We start from the raw sequence: 24,490 nt of genomic DNA, 5'->3' as shown, positions 1-24,490 counted from the left end.
TCATGCGTATGCGTACCTTCGTCGCCGGCCAGGAAGCGCACGGCGACGTGGAGTTCGCGGAACTGGCGCTCGGAATCGACGTCGACCTCTTCAGGGGCCCCCTGGAAGGTGAGACGGATGAGGAGCGCGTGGCTCGTCAGGACGCGGCCCGTGACATCCTCGCCGACCTGCGACGTGAAGCGGAGGCCGGTGACGAGATCGCCGGTTGGGACGCCCTGTACGCCGACGCGCTGACCCGCACGCTGCCGTTCCTGCGCGCCCGCCGCGGCCGCCAGGCGGGAGCGGGGGAAGCGGCATGACCGAGAGCCGCAGGTCCCTGACGAAGGTCCAGGGCGGTGTTCTGGCCGGTGCGTTCGCACCCATGCTCGCCACAGGCGTGGTCGGTGGCATCGGCACGTACAGCAACATCGGGCACGCCTACGGCAAGGGCACCGCGCTCGGTGCGCTCGGCGCCGGTGAAGGTGCCACCGCCGTTCTCGCCCTGGTGCTGCTGGGGCTGACCATGCTGGGGCAGTCCTCGCCGCGCGTCGTGCGTCTGGGCCTGTGGATGCTGCCGGCCGCTGCCGCCGTCATGGGGGCAATGGCCGCGCCGGACGCGGGCCGGACCGTCGTCTACGCGTTGACCCCGATGGGCATGTCCGTCTCGGCGGAGGGCATGGCGTTCCTCGCCCGCCGGATCGTCGTCCACACCGACGGGCGCGACGCGGAGACCGAGCGGCGCATCACCGACATCGTGCAGGCCCTGGCCTATCACCGGGCCCGGGCCGCCCATCATCCGAGTGGCTGGGTGAGGAAGCTGTCCGATCGGGCGTCGTGGCGTCTGGCCCGCAAGGTGGGGGCCGGGGACGCGGCATTGGGATCGAGGCTGCTGGACGTCCAGCGCAGTCGGGTCACGGCTGGCGCGGATGACGCACTCGCGTCGATGTTCGGTGGCGTCACCCCCACCGCCGCCCTCGATCCCGCACCGGGCGCGAACACGGAGGAATCTACTGAGACCGCCATGAAACGGTCTATGGCTGAGCTGCGGGAATCGACCCCCGCCCCGGTAATGACGCTTACTCGACTGTCGGTGCCGGATCCGGTCGCGGTCGACCTGGGCAAGTCGATTCCCCCGCTTAAGCCCCTGCCCGCGATCGCGGCCCCGATCGAGCCCGTGGTCGAGGCGACTGAGCGGCGGGCTGTTCCGGCGGAGTCGACCACGCCGCGACGGGCGACCGGTCGACTCCCCGAGGCGGCCCGATCGCCCCGACCGAAGCGCACCCCGGATCAGTTGCTTGATGAGGCACGCAGGGCAACCGCCGACTGGCCGGACGCCAAGGTGACCGGCGAAGGTATCCGCCGCGCGATCCGCACTTCGCCGGCGAACGCGCGGATGCTGCGTGATGCCCTGCTCGCTGAGCGGGCTGATGGAGCGGCGGCATGAGTGCACTGCGCATCGGTTCGCTCTGCACCGGTTACGGCGGCCTGGATATGGCCGTCCAGGCCATGTTCGGCGGCGAGCATGCGTGGGTTGCGGACAACGATCCCGGAGCCGCCCGCATCCTCGCCCACCGCTACCCGCACGTGGCGAACCTGGGTGACATCACCGCTGTCCGCTGGGAGGGCCTGGAACCGGTCGACATTGTGACCGGCGGCTACCCCTGCCAGCCCTTCAGCACCGCCGGCCACCGAAAGGGGACCGCAGATGCCCGGCACATCTGGCCGTACATCGCCGACGCCCTTCGCGTTCTACGACCCCGCGTCGCGATCTTTGAGAACGTCGCAAACCACCTTCGACTCGGATTTGCCGACGTCCTCGCCGACCTTGCCCGCATCGGGTTCGATGCGGAGTGGTGCCTTGTACGCGCGGACGAGGTCGGCGCTCCCCACCAGCGGCGCCGGCTCATCGTCCTCGCCACAGCTGCCGACGCCCCGCGCCAGGGACAGTCGGGGCCGGGGGTACGAGGACGGGCTACCGAACGTGGTGCAACTACTGCCGACCCCGCGAACCTCGGACACGAACGGAACGGGGGCACACGGGGACGGGGGTCCGGACCTACGGACGGTCGTGTCCCTGCTGCCGACGCCGCGAGCGACGGACGGGGAGAAGGGCGGCCCGAACCAGCGCGGCAGCAAAGGGGACCTGGCCCTGCCTGCGGTGGCACACCGGATTGGGGCGTCTACGGCCCCGCCGTCGGCCGCTGGGAGGCGGTCACCGGGCGCGCCGCCCCAGGGCCAGTTGACGCTGTGGGACGGCTGAACCCCGTCTTCGTCGAATGGCTCATGGGCCTGCCTTCCGGGCACGTCACCGACGTTCCCGGCCTCTCGCGAACCGCGCAGCTCAAGGCCCTGGGCAACGGGGTGGTGCCCCTCCAGGCCGTTCACGCCCTGCATCTTCTGTGCCGCCGCACGGCCCACGAGACCGGCCGCGCCACGGCGGCTTGACCCCCGACCCGTTCATCCCTCCACAGACCACCCCGAGGAGTAGCTGACCATGGGCAACACTGAGATCCGCCGCCTGGACCGTGAGATCCGCGAGACGACGAAGAGGCTTGAGGCGGTTCGTCGGGGCGAGATGTGGCCCCTGACCAGTGCGGAGCGTCGCGCCGCGCTCCGTGCGCTCGCGAGCGGCTCGTACCGGGTGCTGCGCGGCAAGAGCACCACTCGCGCGGACGGCCGGCTGGAGTCCGTCTCGGAGGCTGCGGTCACTCGGCTGACGGCGGAGATCACCGCGCTGCACATCGAGCGGCAGCGGATTATGCGGGAGGCCGCCGCCGCGAAGGCCAAGAAGTCCTCGGGGCGGTGGTGACCATGGCAGTGAAGGACACGCCTCCCGGTCAGTGCCCGCAGTGCTGGCAGCACGCCTACGACCGGCGCATTCACCGCAAGCTCGGGCCCCGAGAGGACTGCCCGGAGTGCGTGGACCACATGGTCAACGGGTGCCCCTACATCGTGCCCAAGAAGCCGTCGATGTGGTGGTGACCGCGCCCGCCAGCCCGGTTCGTACCGCGTGATGCACGGCCCGTACGTCTCGGCTGCCGGAGCGGTCGTCCCCTGCCACGGACCCGACCGCTCCGGCACCCCTTCTTCTTCAACTCCCGGCCTGATCGAAACAGTCAGGAGTAACCTCAGCATGACCGACAACGTCGTTCACCTGCACAAGAACACCGACCCGCCGCCCGCTGATGAGCCGGGTGTGACCACGCTGACCGTGGTCCCCGACCCCGCACCGCCGGCGCCCGTGCCGCTTTGGGTGCGCTCCGGCCGCGCCATCCGGGCGGCCGTCACGCACGAGACCACCAAGACGACCGTGCGCGCGGTGGCCCGCCATGGCCTTTACACCGTCAACGGGGGCCGGATCGTGGCCCGCCGTACGTGGGACGGCCGTACCGCTGCCCGCTATGAGCGCATGCTCCGCACGGCTGAGGCCGCCGGGAACTACGAGGCGGCCACCGAGTGGGAGGAGCGCGGGCAGCGCTTCCGCGACGCCCGCCACCGCCGCCGCATGGACCTGCTGCACTCCCCGGCCGACGCCGCCAAGGGCGCCGTCGTCACCGCCGGGATGGGCGTCGGCTCGCTGGTCACCCTCGGGGTCGTCCTCGCGATCGCCAACAAGGACATCACCGACGTCATCACCCCCATCGCGGCAGTGATCAGCTTCATCGCCCTGATGATCACCATCGTGCAGGTCGTCTGGCCCTACGCGATCACCCTCGGCCCGCTGGTCGCCCTGCTCGGACTGTGGGCCGTCGGCCAGCACCAGCAGGCCGCGCCGCAGTGGGCTCTTCCGGCGCACGTCCGCTCCGGCGAGGGTGAGCCCATCACCCCGTCCATCGTGGTCAAGGCCCTGCGCGATCTCGGTGTGCCCGCCCTGCGCAACGCCATCAAGGAAATGGGTGATGGCGGTGCCTCGATGCTGTCCCCGATCGTGATCGCTGGATGCGGTGTCGAAGTCGACGTCACCCTCCCCTCGGGGGTGTCGACGAACGAGGTGCAGCAGCGGCGCCGCAAGCTCGCGGAGAACCTGAGCCGGCACGAGCATGAAGTGTTCATCACCATTCCCGCCGCCGCGCGCACGGTGCGGCTGTGGGTGGCCGACTCCGGGGCGCTGGACGAGCCGATCGGCCCGTCCCCGCTGACCACGGACGAGACGATGACCGGCAACTACGCCAAGGGCCGTGCCCCGTGGGGCCAGGATCTGCGCGGCGACGCGGCATCGCTGAGCCTGTACCAGCGGCACCTTTTGATCACGGGCCTGTCCAACCAGGGCAAGACCGCCGCACTTCGGGCGCTCGCTCTGTGGCTGGCACTTGACCGCACGGTGGAGTTCCGGATCGCCGACCTCAAGGGCGCTGGTGACTGGGCCATGTTCGATGGCCTCGCCACCATCCTGATCCAGGGGCCGGCCGATGAGCAGGTCGTGGCGGCCACCGAGATGGTCGAGGGCCTGGTCGAGGAGATGAACCGCCGCATTGAGATCCGTCGCGCCAACCCGGATGCGGTGTTCCCGCCGCTGATCGGAATCGTGGACGAAGAACAGGTCGCGTTCATGTGCCCGGTCAAGGACGAAGACGGCCGCCCCTACGGTGGCTCGAAGGCCACGAGCCGCTATTTCATGGCTGTCCGCAAGGTCAACAACCAGGGCCGTGTGGTCGACGTGCTGATGTGGCAGGGCACCCAGGACCCCACGAACGAGAACCTGCCCAAGCTCGTGCGCGAAGGCGCCCACACCCGCGCCTCCCTTGCCCTGGGCACCGAGCAGCAGTCCCGCATGGCGCTCGGCGACAAGGCCGTCGACGGTGGCGCCGCCCCACATCTGCTCCGCCCGGGCATGGACAAGGGCACCCTCGTGGTCGCGTCCGACGGTATCGACATCCCGGCCGGGCAGGCGTCCATCACCGTCCGCACCCACTACATCGACGACGAACAGGCCTACGCCATCACCGACCGCGCCAAGGCCATGCGCGACAGCGTCACCACCCTGCACGCCATCGACCGCGGCGAGGAGCGCGACCCGCTCGCCGACATCGCCAACGTGCTGGGCACCGACGCCCGGGTTCGCACCCAGGAGGTCATCACGCGTCTGGGCGCACTGAACGCAGACGCCTACGGCGGCTGGTCGTTCCTCGACCTCAAACGCGTTCTGGACGAGGCCGGCGCGGAGCCGTACAAGTCCGACGGCCGCATGGTCGTCGCCCGCGACCGCGTCGCCGCCGCCCTCGCCAACCGCGACGCGGATGGTTCCGCTTCCGCCCCTGAGTGACAGGGAGACGACCCCCGCCGGGCCAGGGAGGCAGGGAGAACTCCCTGAACCCCTCCCTGACTCCCCTCCCTGGCCCTGACCTGCGCGAATGATCACTCAGGGAGGCAGGGAGGCGTGCAGGTCAGCACCCTCGAAACCCCTCCACGGCGCCCCCTCAAGGGGGTGTGTCTGCCTCCCTGCCCGTCCACCGGAAGGGATTCCGCATGTACCCCGACCACGCCGACCCGGCGCCCGCCGTGCGGGCTCCGGAAGTCCACCAGCCCACCCCCATCACCCCCGTGGCCCAGTACGTGGAGCCCCTCGCCGCGGTGCAGCCGCACGGCGTGCCGGCGGTCGCGAGCGTCGTGCTCCCGGACGGCCGCGTCGTCACCGGCTACGCCATCGAGCCCACCAGGCCGGACCCGGTCGTGGCCAAGCCGGTCGTCTCCCGCGCTGCGGTGAACATCGCCCTCGGGGGCGTCGGCTTCCTCGCCGTGGCCGGCGGGCTGCTCCTGCTGACCACGTTCATCACCGCCCTGACCGCGCTGATCACCCAACTGGTCATCCTCGCCGCCGTCATCTTCGGCGGATGGATCGCCGTGCAGGTGTTCGGCGGACGCAGCCACAGCGAGGGCGGGACGACGGTCAACATCCGCAAGGCCGTCTTCAAGCGCAACCACTTCAACGGCTGACAGGAGACAGGCTCCATGCTCCGACTCCGTCTCAAGGTCATCTACTGGCCGCGCCGCACGCTGGCCCTGACCGATACCCCCCGCCCCGACTGCCCCGACTGCCAGGGCGATGGCGGCACCGACTACGACTACGGCGACCACACCGGCGAGTACGCCGGTACCGGATGGGCGCCCTGCCCCTGCTGGAACGAGAACCGCCACCTGCTCCTGCTGCCGCTCCCGCGCCGTCCCCGGTGGACGCGCCGTCGCGACGAATGCCCGTTCTGAGATCACGAAGGAGTGCACATGAGCTACTTCGCACGCTGCATGACCTGCCGCACGCTCCTCACCTGGTCCGACGGCCCGTCCGGCGGACGGTGGCAGCACGACCAGCACCAGGGCGACACCCACACGGCCCTGCCCTTCCCCGCCGTGGGAACCCGGATCGGGGCCGCCGCCGCGCTGATCGACGACATCCTGGCCAAGGAGACCGACCAGCACCGCGCCAGCGCCCTGCGCTCGGCTCTGCTCTCCCTGGCCGCCGCCGAATTCGCCGTCGCCGACGACGGAACCTTCGTGCCCCAGACGGCGGGGCAGGGTGGGGGCCGCGGGGACACGTCTCCCACCGCCGGCGGGCTCTGCGACCCCGACGCCGTCTACGAACAGGCGCCGTCGCTGCTGCGCGAGATGTTCGACGTGATGGAGATGGGGTCGGACTTCGGGATGTCGGAGGACAGCCTCCGCCCGTACCGGATCCGCCGGGCCGCGCTGCTGGACCGCATCGCCCTGCACGAGTCCGAGACCTGCCCGCCCACTGTCGCCGATGAAGCGGCCAATGCAGCGGAGGTTGCTGCGTGGGGGCTGTCGGCCACGGATGACGAGGACGGCTTCCGGATCCCCGCGTGGGCCGAGGAATGGCCGCGTGACTACGTCCGGCGAGAGTACGCGCGCTACCGGTCCGGGGACTGCGTCTGTGACCTGTTCGACGTCAGCCTCTGCCCGAACCACTGGCACCTGCACCTCGACCGCTAGCAACGCCCGTGGGCGGCGGCACTCCCGGACAAGGACAACCCGCCGCCCACGGCCTCCCCATCCCGACGAAGGAACAGGAGACCTACAGCATGACCCATCCCATCCTGATCCGGCGAGAAGGCCAGACCGGCCATCTCGACCTCGCGCTGTCCCTGGCGGCCGGCGGGCTGCCGGTGCTGCCGCTTCGAGCGGGGAAGGGCCCGTTCGGCAACTGCGCCACCTGCGCGGACAACGCGTGTGGCGGGCGGCCGAACATGAAGACCCCCGGCCCCTGCGCGTGCCCGCGCCCGTGCCACGCCTGGGCCGCTGCCACCACCGACCCGCGCGTTCTGTCCTCGGCCGCGTGGGCGTCCGCCTGGCGCCGCACCGGGGGCGTGGCCTATCACCCTGGCGGAGCCGGGCTGACCGTCGTGGACCTCGACAACGCGGCGGCGGTCGCGTGGGCCCGCGAGAACCTGCCCGCCACCCGGACCGTCCAGACGACCCGCGGCGAGCACTGGATCTATCGGGGCGCCATGCGCTCGGTGAACGGCGTCCGTGCCGGTGTCGACCTGAAGTCCACGATGTCCTACGCCCGCTGGCGTGGCCCCGGCACCGGCACCATGACCGAGTTGCCGGAAGTCGTGCGGGCACTGGCCGTGAAGGAGCCCACGGCGGTCCGGTCAGCGCCGCATCCCGTCACCGTTCCCGTACTGGCTGGGAGTAGGGAGTGCCGTCACCGCACCCCGGCCTACCTCGAGCGCGGCATCGCCATGGCGGAGCAGCGCATCACCGACGCCACCAGCGCGGTGCACGCCACCGTGTACCGGACGTTCCTCGCTGTGCTGTCCACCCACGGCTGGTGCGGCTGCCTCACCGAGGCACACGTGGCGCGGCTGTTCACCGCCGCGCAGGCCAAGGGGGAGTCACCCCGGCACTGCACGGTGGCGTGGGGCAACGCTCGTACGGCGCTGGGGATGTAGCCGTGGCCGAGGACGAGAAGACTCCCGCCCGCGAGATCATCACCGACTACGCGCAGGCGCACTTCCGGTACTTCCGCACCGTCGACGGGACCGTGTACGCGCAGCGCAACGCTCACCCGGTCGCCCGCCCCATCCGCTCCCAGGGAACGACGGGCAGCCACCGGCAGGAACTCATGGTGGGGTTGTTCCGGGACGGGTTCGGCGTGTTCAACGGCACGGCCTTGAAGGAGGCGTTGGACTTGATCGAAGCGCTCGCGCTGAACGAGGACGTGCAGCCCACCCACATCCGGGTCGCTCCGGGGTTCGATGGCGCGACGTGGCTGGACCTGGGCCGCGACGACGGCAGGTCCGTCCGCATCCACCCCACCGGATGGGAGATCCTCACCCCCGATCCGCGAGAGGTGTGCTGGCGGCGTACTCAGCTCACCGGGGAGATGCCCCTGCCGGTCAAGGACACCGACGGCAAGGGCATTGACCTCCTGATGCGGCTGTGCAACTTCGCCAGTGCCCAGGCCGAGAGCCTGGCCATTGCGTGGCTGATCGGCTGCCTCGGGCCGGACGCCCCCGTCCCCGCCCCGTTCCTCACCGGGCCCCAGGGCGCGGGGAAGTCCACCGGCGGCCGGATGCTCGTGCGGATCATCGAGGGCATGAGCGGCGACCTGCGCCGGGCGCCGAAGGATGAGGAGAACCTGATCACGGCCGTGGCCGCCGGCTGGGTCACCGCTCTGGACAACCTCTCCCACCTGGGCCCGGACCTGTCCGACGCGATGTGCTGCATCGTGACGGGGGCCGAGTCCCTCAAACGCGCCCTGTTCACCGACGGCGACGTGGTGCGCTCCCGCTACCGCCGCCCGCTGCTGCTGACCGGCATCGACGTGGGCGTCATCCGACCCGACCTCGCCGAACGCCTCCTCCCCCTCCGCCTGGAACGCCCCCGGGTGCGGCGGACCGAGGCGGAGCTGTGGGCGGAGTTCGAAGAGGCTCTGCCCGTCATCCTCGGGTCCCTCCTCGACCTCACCGTCAAGGTCCGCGCCACCGAAGCCGGCGGCCCTACCGACCTGCGCATGGCCGACTTCGCCCACCTGTGCGCGCAGCTGGACGCCGCCACCGGCTTCGGGGCCCTGGACGCCTACCGGACCACTCTCGACGACCTCAACGACGACGTCATCGAGGGCGATCTGCTGGCCCAGACCGTCCTCAAGCACGCCGCCGGCATCGACCCGGGCACGGAGGTCCGGATGACCTCCGCCGAATGGCTGCACGCCCTCACCCAGCTCTACACCGGCGAGGACACCCGCCCCCTGCCCAAGGGCTGGCCCACCACCGGCAAGGTCCTCTCCGACCGCCTCAAGCGCCTTCAGCCCGTCCTCGCCGCCCGTGGCGTGCTCGTCGACTGGGGCCGCACCCGGACCGCCCGCTACATCGAACTCAGGCGACCGGCCGCCCCGCCGCCCGACCCGATGTTCTAACCCGCACCGCCGCGGACCGCCCCCGCACAAGCAAGAGGAGCACCCGGCCCGGCTGCGGGGGCGTGCTCCTCTTGCTGTTCGGCGGCAACGCCGCCCGATGGACGCGCCGCTTTGCGGCTCCTTCTTCACGTCCTAAGGCGCGCACAACAACAGACACCCGCCCCCCTTTTTTCCTAAGAGAAGAGATGCTGCGTCACCGCGTCACCACCGGCCAGAAAACAGGCTCTGACCTGCGACGACGGCGGTGACGCAGACGGTCGATCCGTGCGTCACCCCGCGTCACCTGCGTCACCAGTGACAAAGGCCTGCGTCACCGGTGACGCACCCGGAAAGTCCCTGCGTCACCGAAAACCGCAGGTCAGGCGAGCGAATGACGCAGATGACGCGGTGACGCAGAAATCCGAACCTCGGACAGACCCGGCGGGCCGGACGTGGAAACTGCCACCCCCGGCCGGCCAGTGGCACCGCTGCTAGGAGGCGCCATGACTCTCGCTCTCTCTGAGCGATCCGTCGAACCCCTCTTCTACAAGGTCTCCGACGCTGAACGCGTCCTGAGTATGAGCCGCACCGTGATCTACGGCCTGATACGCACCGGCCGCCTCCGCACCGTCAAGGAGGGGCGCGCACGGCTCATCCCCGTATCCGCCATCCACGAGTACGCCGCGCTGCTGGAGCGCGAGGCAGGAGAGACGAAGTGACCAAGCGCCGCAGCAGGGGAGACGGTGGCCTCCACTGGGACGACAAGCGCCAGCGCTGGATCGCCACCGCGAGCCTGGGTTTCGACCCCAGCGGCAAGCGGATCGTGAAGCGGGCCAGCGGCAAGACCAAGACCGGGGCCAAGGAGAAGCTCAAGGAGGTGCTGCGGGACTACGAGGACGGGCTGGCCATTGCGCCGACCGGCTACACGGTCAAGGACGCGGTGACCGATTGGCTCGCGTACGGACTCAACGGCAGGGATGCAGGCACGGTCACGACGTGCACGATCCTGTGCAACACCCACGTCATCCCGGCCCTGGGCGCCCGGAAGCTTCGGGACCTCAGTGCCGATGACGTCGACCGGTGGCTCGCTGACAAGGCGCAGGTGCTGAGCACCCGGACGCTGGAAGCGATCCGCTCGTGTCTGAACCGGGCCGTGAAGCGAGCCATGGCGCGGGACAAGGTGAAGCGGAACGTCGTGGAGCTGTGCTCCGTCCCGACGGGCCAGCCCGGGCGCCCCTCGAAGTCTTTGACTCTGGCGCAGGCTGAAGGCGTACTGACTGCCGCTGCGGACTCCCCGCTGTACACGTACATGGTGGTGTCGCTCCTGACGGGCGGCCGCACGGAAGAGATCCGACCCCTGCGCTGGGACCACGTCGACCTCGACGGTGCCCCGGGCGCGAACCCCAAGGTCCCGCCGCACATCGCCGTGTGGCGCTCGGTCCGAAGCGGCGGCGACACGAAGACCAGGAAGTCTCGCCGGACGCTGGCCCTGCCTGGCCGGGCCATCGACGCGCTGCGGATTCAGTGGGAGCGGCAGGGCTGGCAGAGAGTCGCGGCCGGCGACGCGTGGCAGGAGAACGGTCTGGTCTTCACGTCGGCCGTTGGTACGCAGCTCGACTCGGCGAATGTGCGGCGTGAGTTTCGTAGGGCGCTCAAGGGCGTCGACGGGATCGTCCCGGCGGAGTGGACGCCGCGGGAGCTCCGGCAGTCCTTCGTCTCGATCTTGTCGGACCGGGGCCTCTCGCTGGAGGAGATCTCCCGGCTGTGCGGCCACTCCAGTACGGCTGTGACCGAAGAGGTCTACCGGAAGCAGATCCGCCCGGTGATCCAGACCGGTGCGACCGCCATGGACGACATTTTCGGCGCCGGTCCGAGGCGGTAGTCACGCAGTTAGTCACACACAGCAGATCAGGCCCGGTGCTGATTTCTCAGCACCGGGCCTGACCTGGTGTTTCTCTGTCGGGGTGGCGGGATTTGAACCCACGACCTCTTCGTCCCGAACGAAGCGCGCTGCCAAGCTGCGCTACACCCCGATGTGCGTCGTTTCCCTGGTTTTCGCAGGTGCCCGGCGCAACGAGGTCTACTTTAGCGGACCGGAGCCCGTAGGCGAAATCCGATTCCCGGGGGCCTGTGGATGGGGGCGTACGCGGTCGAGGAGGACCAGGACGAGGGCCAGGCCGTAGAAGGCCAGGCCGAAGACGACGGCGTTGCCGAGGATGCCGGCGTAGCCGTGGAGGTCGACGTCCAGGAAGGGGTACGGGTAGCGGCCCTCGGTGCCCGGGTCGAGGAGGGCGCCGCGGATCAGGGCGAAGGGGAGGTAGAGGAAGGGGTAGGCCAGCCACTGCCCGGCGTGGCGGAGGAGGAAGCCGCCGGGGGCCGTGAGGACGAGCCAGTCGAAGGCCGCCGCGAGCGGGGTCACGGTGTGGAGGAGGTGGTTGGCGACCGATTCGAGCGGGGTGCGCTCGCTGGTCATGGCGAATCCGCTGGCGTCGTTCGACAGCACGAAGTGGAACACGAGTCCCGTGATGCTGATGTAGAGCAGCGCGCCGCCGGTGATCCGCGGGGAGAGGGCCGGGCGGCCGGTCCAGGCGCGGTGGGCGGACCAGGCGCAGGCGATCGCCAGCAGGAGGTTGGACTGGATCGTGAAGTAGCTGAAGAGCCGGCCCAGGTCGTCGGACTCGACCGCGTCCAGGGCGACGCCGGTGAGCGCCGCCAGGGTCACGAGCGCCCGGAAGGCCGCGGCGAACGGCCGGCGGCCCGTGGTGGGGGCCGCCGGAGAGGGAGCGGGGGAGGGCGCCGGGGCGCCCTCCGTGTCGGCCGGGCCGGGCCGCGGCGCGGTGGAGGAAGTCGGGTCGGTCATCCCCCCACCGTACGTGCGGCCCCGCGGACCCCTGTCAGTCGCGGGCGACCAGGGTGAGGAGCGTGGCCTCCGGCGGGCAGGCGAAGCGGACCGGGGTGTAGCGGTTGGTGCCGCAGCCGGCGGAGACGTGGAGGTACGACTGGTGGCCGCCCGCCCGGTGGGTGGACAGGCCCTTCACCCGGTCGGGGTCGATGTCGCAGTTGGTGACCAGCGCGCCGTAGAAGGGGATGCACAGCTGGCCGCCGTGGGTATGCCCGGCGAGGATCAGCGGGTAGCGGTCGGCCGTGAAGGCGTCCAGGACCCGCAGGTAGGGGGCGTGGACCACGGCGAGCGAGAAGTCCGCGTCCTCCTGCGGGCCGCCGGTCACGCGGTCGTAGCGGTCCCGCTTGATGTGCGGGTCGTCGAGGCCGGTGAGGGCGATCTCGAGCCCGTCGATCTTGAGCGAGCCCCGGGTGTTGGTGAGGTTGACCCAGCCCGCGGCGTCGAAGCCGTCGCGCAGCTCCTCCCACGGGTTGTGGATCGCGCCGACGACCGGGGCGTTGCCGTTGAGGCCGTGCCGGCCGGTGGTGCGCTCCAGCAGGTAGCGGGCGGGGTTGCGCAGCTTGGGCCCGTAGTAGTCGTTGGAGCCGAAGACGTACGCGCCGGGGAAGTCCATCAGGGGGCCGAGCGCGTCCAGGGTCTCCGGCACACCCTCGGGGTCGGAGAGGTTGTCGCCGGTGTTGATCACGAAGTCCGGGCGGAGCCCGGCCAGCGACTGGAGCCAGCGCTGCTTCTTGCGCTGTCCGCCGACCATGTGGATGTCGGAGACCTGGAGCACCCGCAGCGGCCGCATCCCGGGCGGCAGAACGGGCACGGTGACCCGCCGCAGCCGGAAGGACCGCACTTCGAAGCCGGCGGCATAGGCGAGGCCCGCCGCGCCTACGGCGGTGATGGCCAGGGGAACTCCGTATCGCGCACGCATGGGGTCATCGTCGCAGATCCGGGGGGTTGCGTTCACACGGGCCGGGGTATGTACGGGAGTTGCGGGCGCGCGGCATCCGGCGCGGGGCGCCGGCGGTTAATACGGGGCGCGCGCCGGGCCGGGATGCGAAGATTGCGGCATGACCACGCTGAAGTCCAAGCTCCACGACGACCTCACGACCGCCATCAAGGCGCGCGACGAGCTGCGCTCCTCCACCCTCCGTCTCACCCTGTCCGCCGTCGCCTACGAGGAGACCGCCGGCAAGCAGGCCCGTGAGCTCTCGGACGACGAGGTGCTGAAGGTGATCGTGCGCGAGGCGAAGAAGCGTCGCGAGGCCGCGGAGGCCTTCGACAAGGGCGGCCGGGCCGAGTCCGCCGAGCGCGAGCGTGCCGAGGGCGAGGTGCTCGCCGCGTACCTGCCGCAGCAGCTGTCGGACGAGGAGCTCACCGCGATCGTCACGGCCGCCGTGGCCGAGGTGAAGGCCGCCGGTGCCGAGGGCCCGAAGGCCATGGGCGCCGTCATGAAGATCGTGAAGCCGCAGGTGGGCGACCGCGCCGAGGGCGGCCGCGTGGCCGCCGCGGTGAAGGGCGCGCTCGCGGGCTGATCGCGCCGCGGCGTCGCCCGTACGCGAAAGCCGCACCGCCTGTACGCGAAAGGGGCGCCCGGACCGTCATGGTCCGGGCGCCCCTTTCTTCAGTGTTCTTCAGTGTTCTTCAGCGGGCCGCTGCTACTGCTCCTTCACGATCCCCGGGATGTTCACGCCGTCCGGGACCGTGATGCCGCCCGGCAGCTCCGGGACGGGCTTGGTGTTGCCGGGCTTGTTCGTGCCCGGCTTGCCGCCGGGCTTGCCGTTGCCCGGCTTGCGCTGGCCGCCGCGCCCGTTGCCGGGCTTGTCACCGGAACCGGAACCGGCGCCGGAGCCCTTGTCCGCGCCCGCGATCGGCACGGTGTCGAAGGACGGGGCCTCCCGGCCGTCCAGCGCGCCCGCCATGGCGTCGCGCCAGATGGGGCCGGGGGTGTCGGCGCCGTAGACCTTGTCGTGGTAGACGCCACCGATGGTGATGTTCTCCATCTCGACCTTGTCGCCGGGGCCGCCGACCCAGACCGCGCCGGCCAGGTTCGGGGTGTAGCCGACGAACCAGGCGGCCCGGCGCTCGTCCGTCGTACCGGTCTTGCCCGCGCTGTCGCGGCCGCTGAGACCGGCCTCCTTGCCCGTACCGTCCTCGACGACGCCCTGCAGCAGGGTGTTCATGGTGTCGGCGGTCTGCTCGGACATCGCCCGCGAGCACTTGGTCTTCGGGACACGCAGCTTCTTGCCGTCGGGGCCGGTGGCCGACTCGACGAGGACCGGGGTGCAGTAGGTGCCGCGGTTGGCGAAGGTCGCGTAGGCGGAGGCCATGGTCAGCGGGGACATGCCGTCCGAGCCGCCGAGGGTCAGGGCGGGCAGCTGCTGGAGCTTGCCGCCGTCGGCGGGCTTCACGCCCATCTTCTCCGCCATCTTGACCACCGGGCAGAGGCCGATGTCACCGGACATCTGGACGAAGTAGGTGTTCACCGACTTCGCCAGGGCCTCGCGCATGGCGTAGGGGCCGACCTCGCTGCGGTTCTCGTTGTTGACCGTCTCGCCGTTGCTGTTCTTCCACGTCTTGCCGCAGGTCTCGACCTCCTCCGGATACGGCATCCGGAACGGCGACGAGTACGTCTTGTACGGCGACATGCCCTCCTCGAGGGCGGCCGCGGCGACGATCGGCTTGAAGGTCGAGCCGACCTGGAAGCCGTAGGTGGAGCCACCCATGTCCTTGTCGGCGGAGAGGTTGATCTGCGTCTGGTACTGGCCGAAGCCGTACGGACGCGACTGACCCATGCCGAGCACCTTGCCGGTGCCGGGCTGGACGATCGAGATGGCGGTGGCCACCTTGTCGTCCTGGTTGACGTGGTCGGTGATCGACTTCTGGACCGACTTCTGGGTCTGCGGGTCGAGGGTGGTGCGGATCGTCATGCCGCCCTCGTTCCAGCGCTTGGCGCGGGCCTCCTTGGTCTTGCCGAAGACCGGGTCGTTGAGGAAGGTCTCGCGCACGTAGTCGCAGAAGAAGCCCGCGCCGTCGACGGCCGTGATGCAGCCGCTCTTGGGCCGGCTGACGTTCAGCTTGAGCGGCTTGGCCTGCTCGGCCGCGGCCTCGGCGGGCGTGATGTTCTTCAGGTCCGCCATGCGCGCCAGCACGGTGTTGCGCCGCTTGGTGGCCTCCTTGGGGGCCAGCACGGGGTTGTAGCGGCTGGGCGACTGGACGATGCCCGCCAGCAGCGCGGACTCGCCGAGGGTGAGGTCCTTGGCGTGCTTGCTGAAGTAGCGCTGGGACGCCGCCTCGACGCCGTAGGCCTGCTGGCCGAAGAAGGTGATGTTCAGATAGTTGGCGAGGATGCGCTCCTTGCCCAGCTCCTTCTCGACCTGGATCGCGTACTTCAGCTCCTTGACCTTGCGGCCGAGGGTCTGCTGCTGGGCGACGGCGACCTTGTCGGGGTCGTCGCCGGCCTCCTCCACGAAGACGTTCTTCACGTACTGCTGGGTGAGCGTGGAGGCGCCCTCGGAGACGTTGCCCGACTGCGCGTTCTTGTTGAGCGCCCGGAGCACGCCCTTGAGGTCGATCGCGCCGTGCTCGTAGAAGCGGGCGTCCTCGATCGCTACGAGCGCCTGCCGCATGTACGGCGAGATGTCCTTCAGCGGCACCACGGTGCGGTCGCGGGAGTAGACCTTGGCTATCTCGCCGCCCTGCGAGTCCAGGATGGTGGTGCGCTGGCTGAGCGGCGGCGTCTTGAGGTTGGCGGGGATCTCGTCGAACCCTTCCACCGTCCCCTTGGCCACCAGGCCGAACGCGCCGATGCCCGGCAGGGCGAGACCCGCCAGTACCACTCCCGAGAGGGCGCTGACGCCAAGGAATTTCGCGGCCTGCCGGGTCAACGTCGGACCCTCGCCGGAGCGCTTCGTAGCCATGGAGCGAAGCCTACGTTCTCATTCGGAGGACAGACGCAGGTGTGTTCGCCTACGCTGTTTCACGCCAGTCACTACGGTGCCCTTCAGCATCACCTCTGACCTCACTCTTGTGGGTGATGAGGTGTGCCCGTATTGCCGTCTGTGTCCTCGACTGCCCCACGTGGCGCGAGTAAAACGTCCCTGTTCGGTGGGGTACGTCCGTGATGTCGTTGGGTCACTCCGTTGGGTGATCTGCCGCATACTCATAGTCCGTTCGGGCCATTCAAGATTGGGCCCGAAGGGGGTGTTGCCCCCTGTCCGCCTTCCGTAACGTCCTCAACTGGCAACGGTGAATATGCCGCTGCCGCCGTGGGGGAGCCTCGATTCGGGAGAGGACGGCGCCAGCATGGGCTGGGTAACCGACTGGAGTGCGCAGGCCGCCTGCCGCACGACCGATCCGGACGAACTTTTCGTTCAGGGCGCAGCACAGAACAGGGCCAAAGCGGTCTGCACCGGCTGCCCGGTGCGCACCGAGTGCCTCGCCGACGCGCTCGACAACCGCGTCGAGTTCGGCGTGTGGGGCGGGATGACCGAGCGCGAGCGCCGGGCGCTCCTGCGCCGCCGGCCGACGGTCACGTCCTGGCGCCGGCTCCTCGAGACCGCGCGCTCGGAGTACGAGCGCGGTGCGGGCATCCTGCCGCTCGGCGAGCCGGGTTACGAGGAGTACGCGGCCGTGGGTTAGGCGGCCGTGGGCTGACGACCGCCGAGCGGGAGCGACCGCCGAGCGGGAGTACGCGGCGGCAGCGGGCCGGTGACGCGCGGCGGGCAGGGGGCCTGCCGCCGGGAGCCGACGTGCCGTCAGCGCCTGGGTGCGGAGCCGCGCCTCGCGCCGTTCGCCCTTCGGTGGAGAGGCGTGTCGTTTACGCCCTCATGCCGTCATGCCGTTACGCCGTCATGCCTCGACGGAGGTGTCCTCGGCCTCTGCCTCTGCCGCGCGTGCGGCCTTCCCGGCGTCGGCCTTTCCGGCCTCCTCCGTGGCCTCCGTGGCTTCCTTCGCTCCGGGCTCCGCTCCGGACTCCGGCTCAGCCCCGGACTCCGGCCGTGCCGCGAGACGGTCGCCGATCTCCCGCAGGCCGGCCAGGTCGTGCACGTCGCCGGCCAGCGCGGCGACCTCCGCCACCGGGACCTCGGGGTGGAGGGCGGTGAAGCGGTCACGCGTACGCCGCTCGCGTGCGAGCACCCGCATGCGCTCGGCGTGCAGGCGCAGCAGCCCGGCGGCGAGGCGTGAAGAAGGATCCGACGGTACTGGTGCCGGTGCGTCCGAGGCAGCCGCTCCTGAGGACGCGGGCCGGGGGAAGCCGCTCTCGGGAGAAGACGTGTCCGTGGGAGTGACGGTGCCAGGGTCGTCAGCGGTACGTGAGCCAGCCTGCCCGCTGCCACGATCCACAATGCCGGAGCCGTCAAGATTTTCTGTGTATTCGGGGGGCCCGTCGGACCGCCCGCCCGACAGCGCCTCGGCCGCGGCGAGCGCCCGTTCCGCCGTGAGCCGGGCGGCGTCGCTGCCGTGCACCCGGTTCAGTACGAGCCCGGCCAGTGGCATGCGCTCCGCCGCCAGCCGTTCGACGAAGTAGGCGGCCTCGCGCAGGGCGTCCCGCTCGGGCGCGGCGACGACGAGGAAGGCCGTACCGGGCGCCTGCAGCAGCCGGTACGTGGCGTCAGCACGGGTACGGAACCCGCCGAACATGGTGTCCATCGCGGCGACGAAGGTCTGTACGTCGCGCAGGAGCTGGGTCCCCATCAGTTTGTTCAGGGGGCCGCTCATCACGGACATGCCGACGCCGAGGAACTTCATCCCGGCCCGGCCGCCGATCTTCGCCGGGGCCATCAGCACCTTGATGAACTTGCCGTCCAGGAAGGACCCCAGGCGGCCCGGGGCGTCCAGGAAGTCCAGCGCCGAGCGGCTCGGCGGGGTGTCGACGACGATCAGGTCCCACTCGTCGCGGGCGCGGAGCTGGCCGAGCTTCTCCATGGCCATGTACTCCTGCGTGCCGGCGAATCCGGCGGACAGGGACTGGTAGAAGGGGTTCTCCAGGATCGCCCGGGCGCGCTCGCCGTCGGCGTGCGCCTCGACGATCTCGTCGAAGGTCCGCTTCATGTCGAGCATCATGGCGTGCAGCTCGCCGCCGGCGGAGCCGTCGATGCCGGGCACCCGGCGCGGCACGTTGTCGAGTTCGTCGATGCCCATCGACTGCGCGAGGCGGCGCGCCGGGTCGATGGTCAGGACGACGACCCTCCGGCCGCGCTCCGCCGCCCGTACGCCCAGGGCCGCGGCGGTCGTGGTCTTGCCGACGCCGCCGGAGCCGCAGCACACCACGATGCGGGTCCGGGGGTTGTCGATGATCGGGTCTATGGCGAGCGGTTCCGCAACCGGATCGAGAGTCACGCGGAGGCTCCTTGCTCTGATCGCTCGGTCTGCTCTGGACGGTCGGTCTGCTCGGGACGGTCACTCAGAGGCTGCTGGGTGAACTGCCGCCGGAGGTCGCGGGCCATGCGGTAGAGCCCCGCGAGGTCCACGCCGTCGCCGAGCAGCCCCAGCTCGTAGGTGGGCAGGGCGAGGGCGGCCACCCGCGCGCGTTCCTGGTGCTCGAGGGCGAGCCGCTCGGTGTGCTCGCGCGCCTGCCGCAGCAGGGGGTCGACGAGCTGCTCCGCGAGTCCCGTACGCCCCCCGTCGCCCGGGGCGGTGCGCTCCAAGGCGTACGCGAGGGCGTGCACGACGTCCGCGCGCCGGCCGTTCGCGGCGTCCTCGACGGCCGGGCCGTCGAGTATCCCGGGCCGCACCATGTTGACCACGACCCCGCCGACGGGGAGCCCGGCGGCCCGCAGCTCGGCGATGCCGTCCGCCGTCTCCTGGACCGGCATCTCCTCCAGCAGCGTCACGAAGTGCACGGCTGTCTCCGGCGACTTGAGCACCCGCATGACGGCCTGCGCCTGGTTGTGGATCGGGCCGATCCGGGCCAGCCCGGCCACCTCGTCGTTGACGTTGAGGAAGCGCGTCAGACGGCCCGTGGGGGGCGCGTCCATGACCACGTAGTCGTAGACGAAGCGGCCGGCGCGGTCCTTCCGGCGGACCGCCTCGCACGCCTTGCCGGTCAGCAGGACGTCGCGCAGGCCGGGCGCGATGGTGGTCGCGAAGTCGATCGCGCCCAGCTTCTTGAGCGCCCGCCCGGCGCTGCCGAGCTTGTAGAACATGTGGAGGTAGTCCAGAAGCGCGCGTTCGGCGTCGATGGCGAGCGCGTACACCTCGCCGCCCCCCGGCGCTACGGCGATCTTCCGTTCCTCGTAGGGCAACGCCTCGGTCTCGAAGAGCTGCGCGATGCCCTGCCGGCCTTCGACCTCGACCAGCAGAGCGCGCTTCCCCTCGGCGGCGAGGGCGAGCGCGAGGGCCGCGGCGACCGTGGTCTTGCCGGTACCGCCCTTGCCGCTGACGACATGGAGCCTGCTCATGATTCGGAGCCTAACCAGTCGCCGCGCGGGCTACGCACGAGGCTGCCGGTGCGAGGCATTACAGTCAGGCCATGACCAAGTGGGAATACGCGACCGTGCCGCTTCTGGTGCACGCGACCAAGCAGATCCTGGACACCTGGGGCGAGGACGGCTGGGAGCTCGTCCAGGTCGTCCCGGGCCCGAACAACCCCGAGCAGCTGGTGGCCTACCTCAAGCGGGAGAAGCCGTGAGCTCGGTCGAGGACAAGCTCGCCGAGCTCGGCCTGACCCTGCCCGACGTGGTGCCCCCGCTGGCCGCCTACCAGCCGGCCGTGCGCAGCGGCGCCTACGTCCACACCGCGGGCCAGCTGCCCATGGTGCAGGGCTCCATCTCGGAGACCGGCAAGGTCGGTGCCGAGGTCAGCCCGGAGACCGCCAAGGAACTCGCCCGGATCTGCGCGCTCAACGCGCTCGCCGCGGTGAAGTCCGTCGTCGGCGACCTCGACCGCATCGTGCGCGTCGTGAAGGTCGTGGGCTTCGTGGCCTCCGCCCCCGACTTCACCGGGCAGCCGGCCGTCCTCAACGGCGCCAGCGAGCTGCTGGGCGAGGTGCTGGGCGAGAAGGGCGTGCACGCCCGCTCGGCCGTCGGCGTCGCGGTCCTGCCGCTGGACGCGCCGGTCGAGGTCGAGATCATGGTGGAAGTGCGGGACTGAGGCCCTTCCGAGGGTCGCTGGCCAGCTCCTCAGGGCGGCCGGCGCGCTCCTCAGGGCGGTCGGCGCGCTCCTCGGAGTCGTCGGCGTGCTCCTCAGGGCTGCTGACGCGCTCCTCAGGGTCGCTGACGCGCTTTCCGCGTCCGGTGTCGGGGCCGGGGCCGTACGAGGTACGACGCCCCGGCCTCCGCCGTACCCTCGAACATCCGCGCGCGAGCGCATAGCATCCGGCCATGTCGACTGCGAACGGCCAGTGGTACCCGTCGGAGTGGCCGGACCTCATCAGATCGCTCGCCCGCGGCGAGCTCCGGCCGGTGTCCCCGCGCCGTGCCTCCACCGTCCTCCTGCTGCGCAGCGCTCCCGGCGGGATCGCCGTCCACATGCTGCGCAGACGTGCCTCCATGGCCTTCGGCGCCGGCGCGTACGCCTATCCGGGCGGCTCGGTGGACCCGCGCGACGAGCGCGACGTGCCGTGGGCCGGACCGTCACGCCAGGAATGGGCCGCGCGGCTGGGCACCGACGCCGCGACCGCGCAGGCCATCGTCTGCGCCGCCGTCCGCGAGACCTTCGAAGAGGCGGGCGTCCTGCTCGCCGGGCCGACGCCCGGCACGGTCGTCGCCGACACTACCGGCGAGGAGTGGGAGGCCGACCGGGCGGCGCTCGTCGGCCGCGACCTGTCCTTCGCCGAGTTCCTCGACCGCCGCGGCTTGCTGCTGCGCAGCGACCTGCTCGGCGCCTGGGCCCGCTGGATCACCCCCGAGTTCGAGCCGCGCCGCTACGACACCTGGTTCTTCGTGGCCGCCCTCCCCGAGGGACAGCGCACCCGCAACGCCTCGACGGAGGCCGACCGTACGGTGTGGGCCCTGCCCGGCGAGGCGGCCGCCGCGTACGACCGCGGCGAGCTGGTGATGATGCCGCCCACCATCTCCACGCTGCGCTCCCTGACGCCGTACGCCACCCCCGGCGACGTGCTGGCGGCCGCGAGTGAGCGGGATCTCAGCCCCGTTCTGGCGGAGGCCCGGCTTGAGGGGGAAGAGATCGTACTGAGCTGGCCGGGCCACGAGGAGTTCACCAAGCGCATCGCCGCACGGACTCCTCGGCGGCCGACGACGGAGACGGCCGCGGGAAGCACGGGAAACACGGAAAACACGGGAAACACGGGAGCCGACGCATGACGAACCCCAGCGACCTGCCCGGACGTCCCCGCCCGGGCGCCCCCGGCGGCCCGGCGACCGCCCGCGCCACCTGCGTGCTCGCCCCCAACCCGTCCGTCCTGTCGCTCGACGGCACCAACACCTGGATCCTCGCCGAACCGGACTCCGACCTCGCGGTCGTCGTCGACCCCGGTCCCCTGGACGAGGCGCACCTGGCGAACATCATCGCCACCGCCGAGGCGGCGGGCCGGCGCGTCGCCCTGACGCTCCTCACCCACGGCCACCCCGACCACTCCGAGGGCGCCGCGCGCTTCGCGGAGCTGACGGGTACGCGCGTACGGGCGCTGGACCCGGCGCTGCGCCTGGGCGGTGAGGGGCTGGGCGTCGGCGACGTGATCACGACCGGCGGCCTGGAGCTGCACGTGGTGTCGACGCCCGGCCACACCACCGACTCGCTGTGCTTCCACCTGCCGGCCGACGACGCGGTGCTCACCGGCGACACGGTGCTCGGGCGCGGCACGACGATAGTGGCCCACCCGGACGGCCGGCTGGGCGACTACCTCGACTCGCTGCGCCGGCTGCGCGCGCTCACGGTCGACGAGGGCGTACGGGTGCTGCTGCCGGGGCACGGGCCGGTGCTGGACGACGCGCGGGGCGCCGTCGAGTACTACCTGGCCCACCGGGCCAAGCGGCTGGCCCAGGTCGAGACGGCGGTCGAGAACGGGCACCGTACGGCGGAGGAGGTCGTGGCGACGGTCTACGCGGACGTGGACCGCTCGCTGTGGCCCGCCGCGGAACTCTCGGTGCGGGCCCAGCTGGACTACCTCGACGAACATGGCCTGATCTGATCGGTGCCCGCCGGACCCTCGGCGCCACCCTCGCCACTCTCGGCACCCTCGGCGCCTGATCGGAACCTGACCGGGGGACCGGGGACCTGATCGGTGCCTGACCCGACGCGAAGGGGCCCCGCCACGCGCTCGTCGCGCGCGGGGGGCCCCTTCCGCGTACGTGGGCCGTACGGCCGGCCGTCGTCCCGTCAGCGGGAGCGCTTGGCGAGGCGCTCCACGTCGAGCAGGATCACGGCGCGGGCCTCCAGCCGCAGCCAGCCGCGGCCGGCGAAGTCGGCGAGCGCCTTGTTGACGGTCTCCCGGGAGGCGCCGACGAGCTGGGCGAGCTCCTCCTGGGTGAGGTCGTGCACCACATGGATGCCCTCCTCCGACTGCACGCCGAAGCGGCGCGACAGGTCGAGCAGGGCCTTGGCGACGCGGCCGGGGACGTCCGAGAAGACGAGGTCCGACATCGAGTCGTTGGTGCGGCGCAGCCGGCGGGCGACGGCGCGCAGCAGGGCGGTGGCCACCTCCGGGCGGGCGTTGAGCCAGGGCTGGAGGTCGCCGTGGCCCAGGCCGAGCAGCTTGACCTCGGTGAGCGCGGTGGCGGTGGCGGTGCGCGGTCCCGGGTCGAAGAGGGACAGCTCGCCGATGAGCTCGCCGGGGCCGAGGACCGCCAGCATGTTCTCGCGGCCGTCGGGGGAGGTGCGGTGGAGCTTCACCTTGCCCTCGGTCACCACGTAGAGGCGGTCGCCCGGGTCTCCTTCGTGGAACAGGGCGTCGCCCCTCGCGAGGGTGACCTCGCCCATGGAGGCGCGCAGCTCAGCGGCCTGCTCGTCATCGAGCGCCGCGAAGAGCGGGGCGCGCCGCAGAACGTCGTCCACGAGTTCTCTCCTTGTCGACATGCACAGAGGACCGTGGTCCCCATGATGCCCGTCGGTAAAACTGTGTGATCAAACACAAGTGTGGCGCATCGTCGCCCGGAGCCCTACGGCAGGGGTCCGATTGGGCTGTGGTTTTCCTGCGGTCGGGGCGGATGTCGGTGCCGGGCTTTAGTCTGGCCGGGTGTCCAATACGCCGGTGAGAGCACAGGGCAAGGGGGCCGGGAGGGTGACGTCGACCGGTAATTCCGCTGTGGGCGAACGTCCCGCGGTGAAGAGCGCAAAAGCCGCGAAGGGGGAGAAATCCCCGGTCGGGGCGACGAAGCCGGAGGCCAGGACGACGACCGGGCGGGCGGCCGAGTCGGCGACGAAGCCCGAGGCCAGGCCCGCGAAGAAGCCGGCGACGAAGCCGGCGACCAAGCCGGAGTCGCGGACCGCCCTCGTCCGCCGCGCCCGCCGGATCAACCGCGAGCTCGCCGAGGTCTATCCGTACGCCCATCCCGAGCTGGACTTCGAGGATCCGTTCCAGCTGCTGGTCGCCACGGTCCTGTCCGCCCAGACCACCGACCTGCGGGTCAACCAGACCACGCCCGCCGTGTTCGCCGCCTACCCGACGCCGGAGGACATGGCGGCCGCCGACCCGGAGAGGCTGGAGCAGCTGATCCGGCCGACCGGCTTCTTCCGCGCCAAGGCGAAGTCCCTGATAGGCCTCTCCACCGCGCTCCGCGACCGCTTCGACGGCGAGGTGCCCGGGCGCCTGGAGGACCTGGTCTCCCTCCCCGGCGTCGGCCGCAAGACGGCCAACGTCGTGCTGGGTAACGCGTTCGGCGTGCCGGGCGTCACGGTCGACACGCACTTCGGCCGGCTCGTGCGGCGCTGGAAGTGGACCGCCGCCGAGGACCCGGAGAAGGTCGAGGCCGAGGTCTGCTCGCTCTTCCCGAAGAGCGAGTGGACGATGCTCTCGCACCGCGTGATCTTCCACGGCCGGCGCGTCTGCCACTCCCGCCGCCCCGCCTGCGGCGCCTGCCCGATCGCCCCGCTCTGCCCGTCGTACGGCGAGGGCGAGACCGACCCGGAGAAGGCGAAGAAGCTGCTCAAGTACGAGATGGGCGGACAGCCGGGGCAGCGGCTCAAGCCCCCGGCGGACTATCCGGGCCTGCCCGCCCGCCCCCTGGGAGCCGAGTGAGCGAGCCCCCGCCGGACGCCGCCCCGGGCGGCCCACAGGACGACCAGCACACGCAGGGCGACCAGCACACGCATGACGACCACCACGCACAGGACGACCGCACGGACGACCGCACGACGGCCGGGGA

General features: G+C 71.1%; 26 protein-coding genes and 1 tRNA gene. 20 read left to right on the top strand and 7 right to left on the bottom strand.

The window, feature by feature from the left end; genetic code table 11:
• Positions 1-8 precede the first annotated feature (8 nt).
• The 13 genes from AC07BS_RS14405 (at position 9) to AC07BS_RS14345 (ending at position 11,216) form a co-directional block, all read left to right on the top strand.
• Positions 9-299, top strand: a complete 291-nt coding sequence (locus AC07BS_RS14405) for a hypothetical protein (protein WP_478932370.1) — start codon at positions 9-11, stop codon at positions 297-299.
• Complete coding sequence (locus AC07BS_RS14400; RefSeq protein ID WP_478932302.1) at positions 296-1,423, top strand: conjugal transfer protein; 1,128 nt, start codon at positions 296-298, stop codon at positions 1,421-1,423. Before AC07BS_RS14405 ends, AC07BS_RS14400 begins: the two co-directional genes overlap by 4 nt.
• Complete coding sequence (locus tag AC07BS_RS14395) at positions 1,420-2,424, top strand: DNA cytosine methyltransferase (RefSeq protein ID WP_478932300.1); 1,005 nt, start codon at positions 1,420-1,422, stop codon at positions 2,422-2,424. Before AC07BS_RS14400 ends, AC07BS_RS14395 begins: the two co-directional genes overlap by 4 nt.
• A gap of 49 nt (positions 2,425-2,473) precedes the next feature.
• Positions 2,474-2,788, top strand: coding sequence for a hypothetical protein (locus AC07BS_RS14390; RefSeq protein WP_478932298.1), 315 nt, complete (start codon positions 2,474-2,476; stop codon positions 2,786-2,788).
• 2 nt (positions 2,789-2,790) lie between these two features.
• Positions 2,791-2,961, top strand: a complete 171-nt coding sequence (locus AC07BS_RS14385; RefSeq protein ID WP_478932296.1) for a pRL2-8 — start codon at positions 2,791-2,793, stop codon at positions 2,959-2,961.
• 151 nt (positions 2,962-3,112) lie between these two features.
• Positions 3,113-5,242, top strand: coding sequence for an FtsK/SpoIIIE domain-containing protein (locus tag AC07BS_RS14380; protein WP_478932294.1), 2,130 nt, complete (start codon positions 3,113-3,115; stop codon positions 5,240-5,242).
• A gap of 203 nt (positions 5,243-5,445) precedes the next feature.
• Positions 5,446-5,913, top strand: coding sequence for a hypothetical protein (locus tag AC07BS_RS14375; RefSeq protein ID WP_478932292.1), 468 nt, complete (start codon positions 5,446-5,448; stop codon positions 5,911-5,913).
• Between the two features lie 15 nt (positions 5,914-5,928).
• Positions 5,929-6,180: a hypothetical protein gene (locus tag AC07BS_RS14370; RefSeq protein WP_478932290.1), complete on the top strand. Its 252-nt coding sequence runs from the start codon at positions 5,929-5,931 to the stop codon at positions 6,178-6,180.
• A gap of 18 nt (positions 6,181-6,198) precedes the next feature.
• Positions 6,199-6,924 (top strand): hypothetical protein, encoded by a 726-nt coding sequence (locus AC07BS_RS14365; protein WP_478932288.1) that lies wholly within the window; start codon positions 6,199-6,201, stop codon positions 6,922-6,924.
• Positions 6,925-7,013: 89 nt separating this feature from the next.
• Positions 7,014-7,886 (top strand): bifunctional DNA primase/polymerase, encoded by an 873-nt coding sequence (locus AC07BS_RS14360; RefSeq protein WP_478932286.1) that lies wholly within the window; start codon positions 7,014-7,016, stop codon positions 7,884-7,886.
• A 2-nt stretch (positions 7,887-7,888) separates the two neighbouring features.
• Positions 7,889-9,355, top strand: a complete 1,467-nt coding sequence (locus AC07BS_RS14355; RefSeq protein WP_478645575.1) for an ATP-binding protein — start codon at positions 7,889-7,891, stop codon at positions 9,353-9,355.
• A 482-nt stretch (positions 9,356-9,837) separates the two neighbouring features.
• Entirely contained in the window at positions 9,838-10,053 is a 216-nt protein-coding gene (locus AC07BS_RS14350) for a helix-turn-helix domain-containing protein (protein ID WP_478932285.1), read from the top strand.
• Entirely contained in the window at positions 10,050-11,216 is a 1,167-nt protein-coding gene (locus AC07BS_RS14345) for a site-specific integrase (protein WP_478932284.1), read from the top strand. Before AC07BS_RS14350 ends, AC07BS_RS14345 begins: the two co-directional genes overlap by 4 nt.
• A 77-nt stretch (positions 11,217-11,293) precedes the next feature.
• Here AC07BS_RS14345 and AC07BS_RS14340 read toward each other — a convergent pair.
• The 3 genes from AC07BS_RS14340 to AC07BS_RS14330 all read right to left on the bottom strand — a co-directional run bounded on the left by AC07BS_RS14340 (position 11,294) and on the right by AC07BS_RS14330 (position 13,155).
• Positions 11,294-11,367 (bottom strand) — tRNA-Pro (locus AC07BS_RS14340).
• Between the two features lie 47 nt (positions 11,368-11,414).
• Positions 11,415-12,194 (bottom strand): Pr6Pr family membrane protein, encoded by a 780-nt coding sequence (locus AC07BS_RS14335; protein ID WP_478645582.1) that lies wholly within the window; start codon positions 12,192-12,194, stop codon positions 11,415-11,417.
• A 34-nt stretch (positions 12,195-12,228) separates the two neighbouring features.
• Positions 12,229-13,155 (bottom strand): metallophosphoesterase, encoded by a 927-nt coding sequence (locus tag AC07BS_RS14330; RefSeq protein WP_478645585.1) that lies wholly within the window; start codon positions 13,153-13,155, stop codon positions 12,229-12,231.
• A gap of 139 nt (positions 13,156-13,294) precedes the next feature.
• Here AC07BS_RS14330 and AC07BS_RS14325 point away from each other — a divergent pair, with 139 nt between their 5' ends.
• Positions 13,295-13,759: a GatB/YqeY domain-containing protein gene (locus AC07BS_RS14325; protein ID WP_478932281.1), complete on the top strand. Its 465-nt coding sequence runs from the start codon at positions 13,295-13,297 to the stop codon at positions 13,757-13,759.
• A 123-nt stretch (positions 13,760-13,882) separates the two neighbouring features.
• Here the strand turns inward: AC07BS_RS14325 and AC07BS_RS14320 are convergent, their stop codons facing one another.
• Positions 13,883-16,144 carry a transglycosylase domain-containing protein gene (locus tag AC07BS_RS14320; protein ID WP_478645591.1) on the bottom strand — a complete coding sequence of 754 codons (2,262 nt, stop codon included), beginning with the start codon at positions 16,142-16,144 and terminating at the stop codon, positions 13,883-13,885.
• Between the two features lie 385 nt (positions 16,145-16,529).
• Between AC07BS_RS14320 and AC07BS_RS14315 the strand changes: the two genes are divergently transcribed.
• Positions 16,530-16,865, top strand: a complete 336-nt coding sequence (locus tag AC07BS_RS14315; protein ID WP_478645593.1) for a WhiB family transcriptional regulator — start codon at positions 16,530-16,532, stop codon at positions 16,863-16,865.
• Positions 16,866-17,075: 210 nt separating this feature from the next.
• On the opposite strand, the gene bagB is transcribed toward AC07BS_RS14315, so the two are convergent.
• Positions 17,076-18,566: an ATPase BagB gene (bagB, locus tag AC07BS_RS14310; protein ID WP_478645595.1), complete on the bottom strand. Its 1,491-nt coding sequence runs from the start codon at positions 18,564-18,566 to the stop codon at positions 17,076-17,078.
• Positions 18,563-19,627, bottom strand: coding sequence for an ATPase BagA (gene bagA, locus AC07BS_RS14305; protein WP_478932278.1), 1,065 nt, complete (start codon positions 19,625-19,627; stop codon positions 18,563-18,565). The genes bagB and bagA overlap by 4 nt, the downstream gene beginning before the upstream one ends.
• A 71-nt stretch (positions 19,628-19,698) precedes the next feature.
• Between bagA and AC07BS_RS14300 the strand changes: the two genes are divergently transcribed.
• The 4 genes from AC07BS_RS14300 to AC07BS_RS14285 all read left to right on the top strand — a co-directional run bounded on the left by AC07BS_RS14300 (position 19,699) and on the right by AC07BS_RS14285 (position 22,317).
• Positions 19,699-19,857 (top strand): Sp36 family protein, encoded by a 159-nt coding sequence (locus AC07BS_RS14300; protein WP_019992579.1) that lies wholly within the window; start codon positions 19,699-19,701, stop codon positions 19,855-19,857.
• Positions 19,854-20,318: a RidA family protein gene (locus AC07BS_RS14295; protein WP_478645600.1), complete on the top strand. Its 465-nt coding sequence runs from the start codon at positions 19,854-19,856 to the stop codon at positions 20,316-20,318. The genes AC07BS_RS14300 and AC07BS_RS14295 overlap by 4 nt, the downstream gene beginning before the upstream one ends.
• 230 nt (positions 20,319-20,548) lie before the next feature.
• Positions 20,549-21,490 (top strand): NUDIX hydrolase, encoded by a 942-nt coding sequence (locus AC07BS_RS14290; protein ID WP_478932276.1) that lies wholly within the window; start codon positions 20,549-20,551, stop codon positions 21,488-21,490.
• Positions 21,487-22,317, top strand: a complete 831-nt coding sequence (locus tag AC07BS_RS14285; RefSeq protein WP_478932274.1) for an MBL fold metallo-hydrolase — start codon at positions 21,487-21,489, stop codon at positions 22,315-22,317. Before AC07BS_RS14290 ends, AC07BS_RS14285 begins: the two co-directional genes overlap by 4 nt.
• Positions 22,318-22,505: 188 nt before the next feature.
• On the opposite strand, the gene AC07BS_RS14280 is transcribed toward AC07BS_RS14285, so the two are convergent.
• Positions 22,506-23,180 carry a Crp/Fnr family transcriptional regulator gene (locus tag AC07BS_RS14280; RefSeq protein ID WP_004939715.1) on the bottom strand — a complete coding sequence of 225 codons (675 nt, stop codon included), beginning with the start codon at positions 23,178-23,180 and terminating at the stop codon, positions 22,506-22,508.
• Between the two features lie 250 nt (positions 23,181-23,430).
• Between AC07BS_RS14280 and nth the strand changes: the two genes are divergently transcribed.
• On the top strand, positions 23,431-24,363 hold the full coding sequence (gene nth / locus AC07BS_RS14275; RefSeq protein WP_478932271.1) for an endonuclease III: 933 nt from the start codon (positions 23,431-23,433) through the stop codon (positions 24,361-24,363).
• Positions 24,364-24,490: the final 127 nt, after the last annotated feature.

It is taken from the genome of Streptomyces sp. NPDC044063 (assembly GCF_056434285.1).
Note: the sequence above shows the minus strand (reverse complement) of the source record. Positions and strands in the feature narration are given on the sequence as shown.

What these genes read in the sequence shown, in the direction of transcription:
- AC07BS_RS14320 (WP_478645591.1), bottom strand. Translation starts at nt 16,144, where the DNA reads ATGGCTACGAAGCGCTCCGGCGAGGGTCCGACGTTGACCCGGCAGGCC.
- AC07BS_RS14390 (WP_478932298.1), top strand. Translation starts at nt 2,474, where the DNA reads ATGGGCAACACTGAGATCCGCCGCCTGGACCGTGAGATCCGCGAGACG.
- AC07BS_RS14400 (WP_478932302.1), top strand. Translation starts at nt 296, where the DNA reads ATGACCGAGAGCCGCAGGTCCCTGACGAAGGTCCAGGGCGGTGTTCTG.
- AC07BS_RS14380 (WP_478932294.1), top strand. Translation starts at nt 3,113, where the DNA reads ATGACCGACAACGTCGTTCACCTGCACAAGAACACCGACCCGCCGCCC.
- AC07BS_RS14375 (WP_478932292.1), top strand. Translation starts at nt 5,446, where the DNA reads ATGTACCCCGACCACGCCGACCCGGCGCCCGCCGTGCGGGCTCCGGAA.
- AC07BS_RS14285 (WP_478932274.1), top strand. Translation starts at nt 21,487, where the DNA reads ATGACGAACCCCAGCGACCTGCCCGGACGTCCCCGCCCGGGCGCCCCC.
- AC07BS_RS14330 (WP_478645585.1), bottom strand. Translation starts at nt 13,155, where the DNA reads ATGCGTGCGCGATACGGAGTTCCCCTGGCCATCACCGCCGTAGGCGCG.
- AC07BS_RS14315 (WP_478645593.1), top strand. Translation starts at nt 16,530, where the DNA reads ATGGGCTGGGTAACCGACTGGAGTGCGCAGGCCGCCTGCCGCACGACC.
- AC07BS_RS14335 (WP_478645582.1), bottom strand. Translation starts at nt 12,194, where the DNA reads ATGACCGACCCGACTTCCTCCACCGCGCCGCGGCCCGGCCCGGCCGAC.
- AC07BS_RS14365 (WP_478932288.1), top strand. Translation starts at nt 6,199, where the DNA reads ATGAGCTACTTCGCACGCTGCATGACCTGCCGCACGCTCCTCACCTGG.
- AC07BS_RS14360 (WP_478932286.1), top strand. Translation starts at nt 7,014, where the DNA reads ATGACCCATCCCATCCTGATCCGGCGAGAAGGCCAGACCGGCCATCTC.
- AC07BS_RS14350 (WP_478932285.1), top strand. Translation starts at nt 9,838, where the DNA reads ATGACTCTCGCTCTCTCTGAGCGATCCGTCGAACCCCTCTTCTACAAG.
- bagA (WP_478932278.1), bottom strand. Translation starts at nt 19,627, where the DNA reads ATGAGCAGGCTCCATGTCGTCAGCGGCAAGGGCGGTACCGGCAAGACC.
- AC07BS_RS14405 (WP_478932370.1), top strand. Translation starts at nt 9, where the DNA reads ATGCGTACCTTCGTCGCCGGCCAGGAAGCGCACGGCGACGTGGAGTTC.
- AC07BS_RS14385 (WP_478932296.1), top strand. Translation starts at nt 2,791, where the DNA reads ATGGCAGTGAAGGACACGCCTCCCGGTCAGTGCCCGCAGTGCTGGCAG.
- AC07BS_RS14290 (WP_478932276.1), top strand. Translation starts at nt 20,549, where the DNA reads ATGTCGACTGCGAACGGCCAGTGGTACCCGTCGGAGTGGCCGGACCTC.
- AC07BS_RS14370 (WP_478932290.1), top strand. Translation starts at nt 5,929, where the DNA reads ATGCTCCGACTCCGTCTCAAGGTCATCTACTGGCCGCGCCGCACGCTG.
- AC07BS_RS14325 (WP_478932281.1), top strand. Translation starts at nt 13,295, where the DNA reads ATGACCACGCTGAAGTCCAAGCTCCACGACGACCTCACGACCGCCATC.
- AC07BS_RS14300 (WP_019992579.1), top strand. Translation starts at nt 19,699, where the DNA reads ATGACCAAGTGGGAATACGCGACCGTGCCGCTTCTGGTGCACGCGACC.
- AC07BS_RS14395 (WP_478932300.1), top strand. Translation starts at nt 1,420, where the DNA reads ATGAGTGCACTGCGCATCGGTTCGCTCTGCACCGGTTACGGCGGCCTG.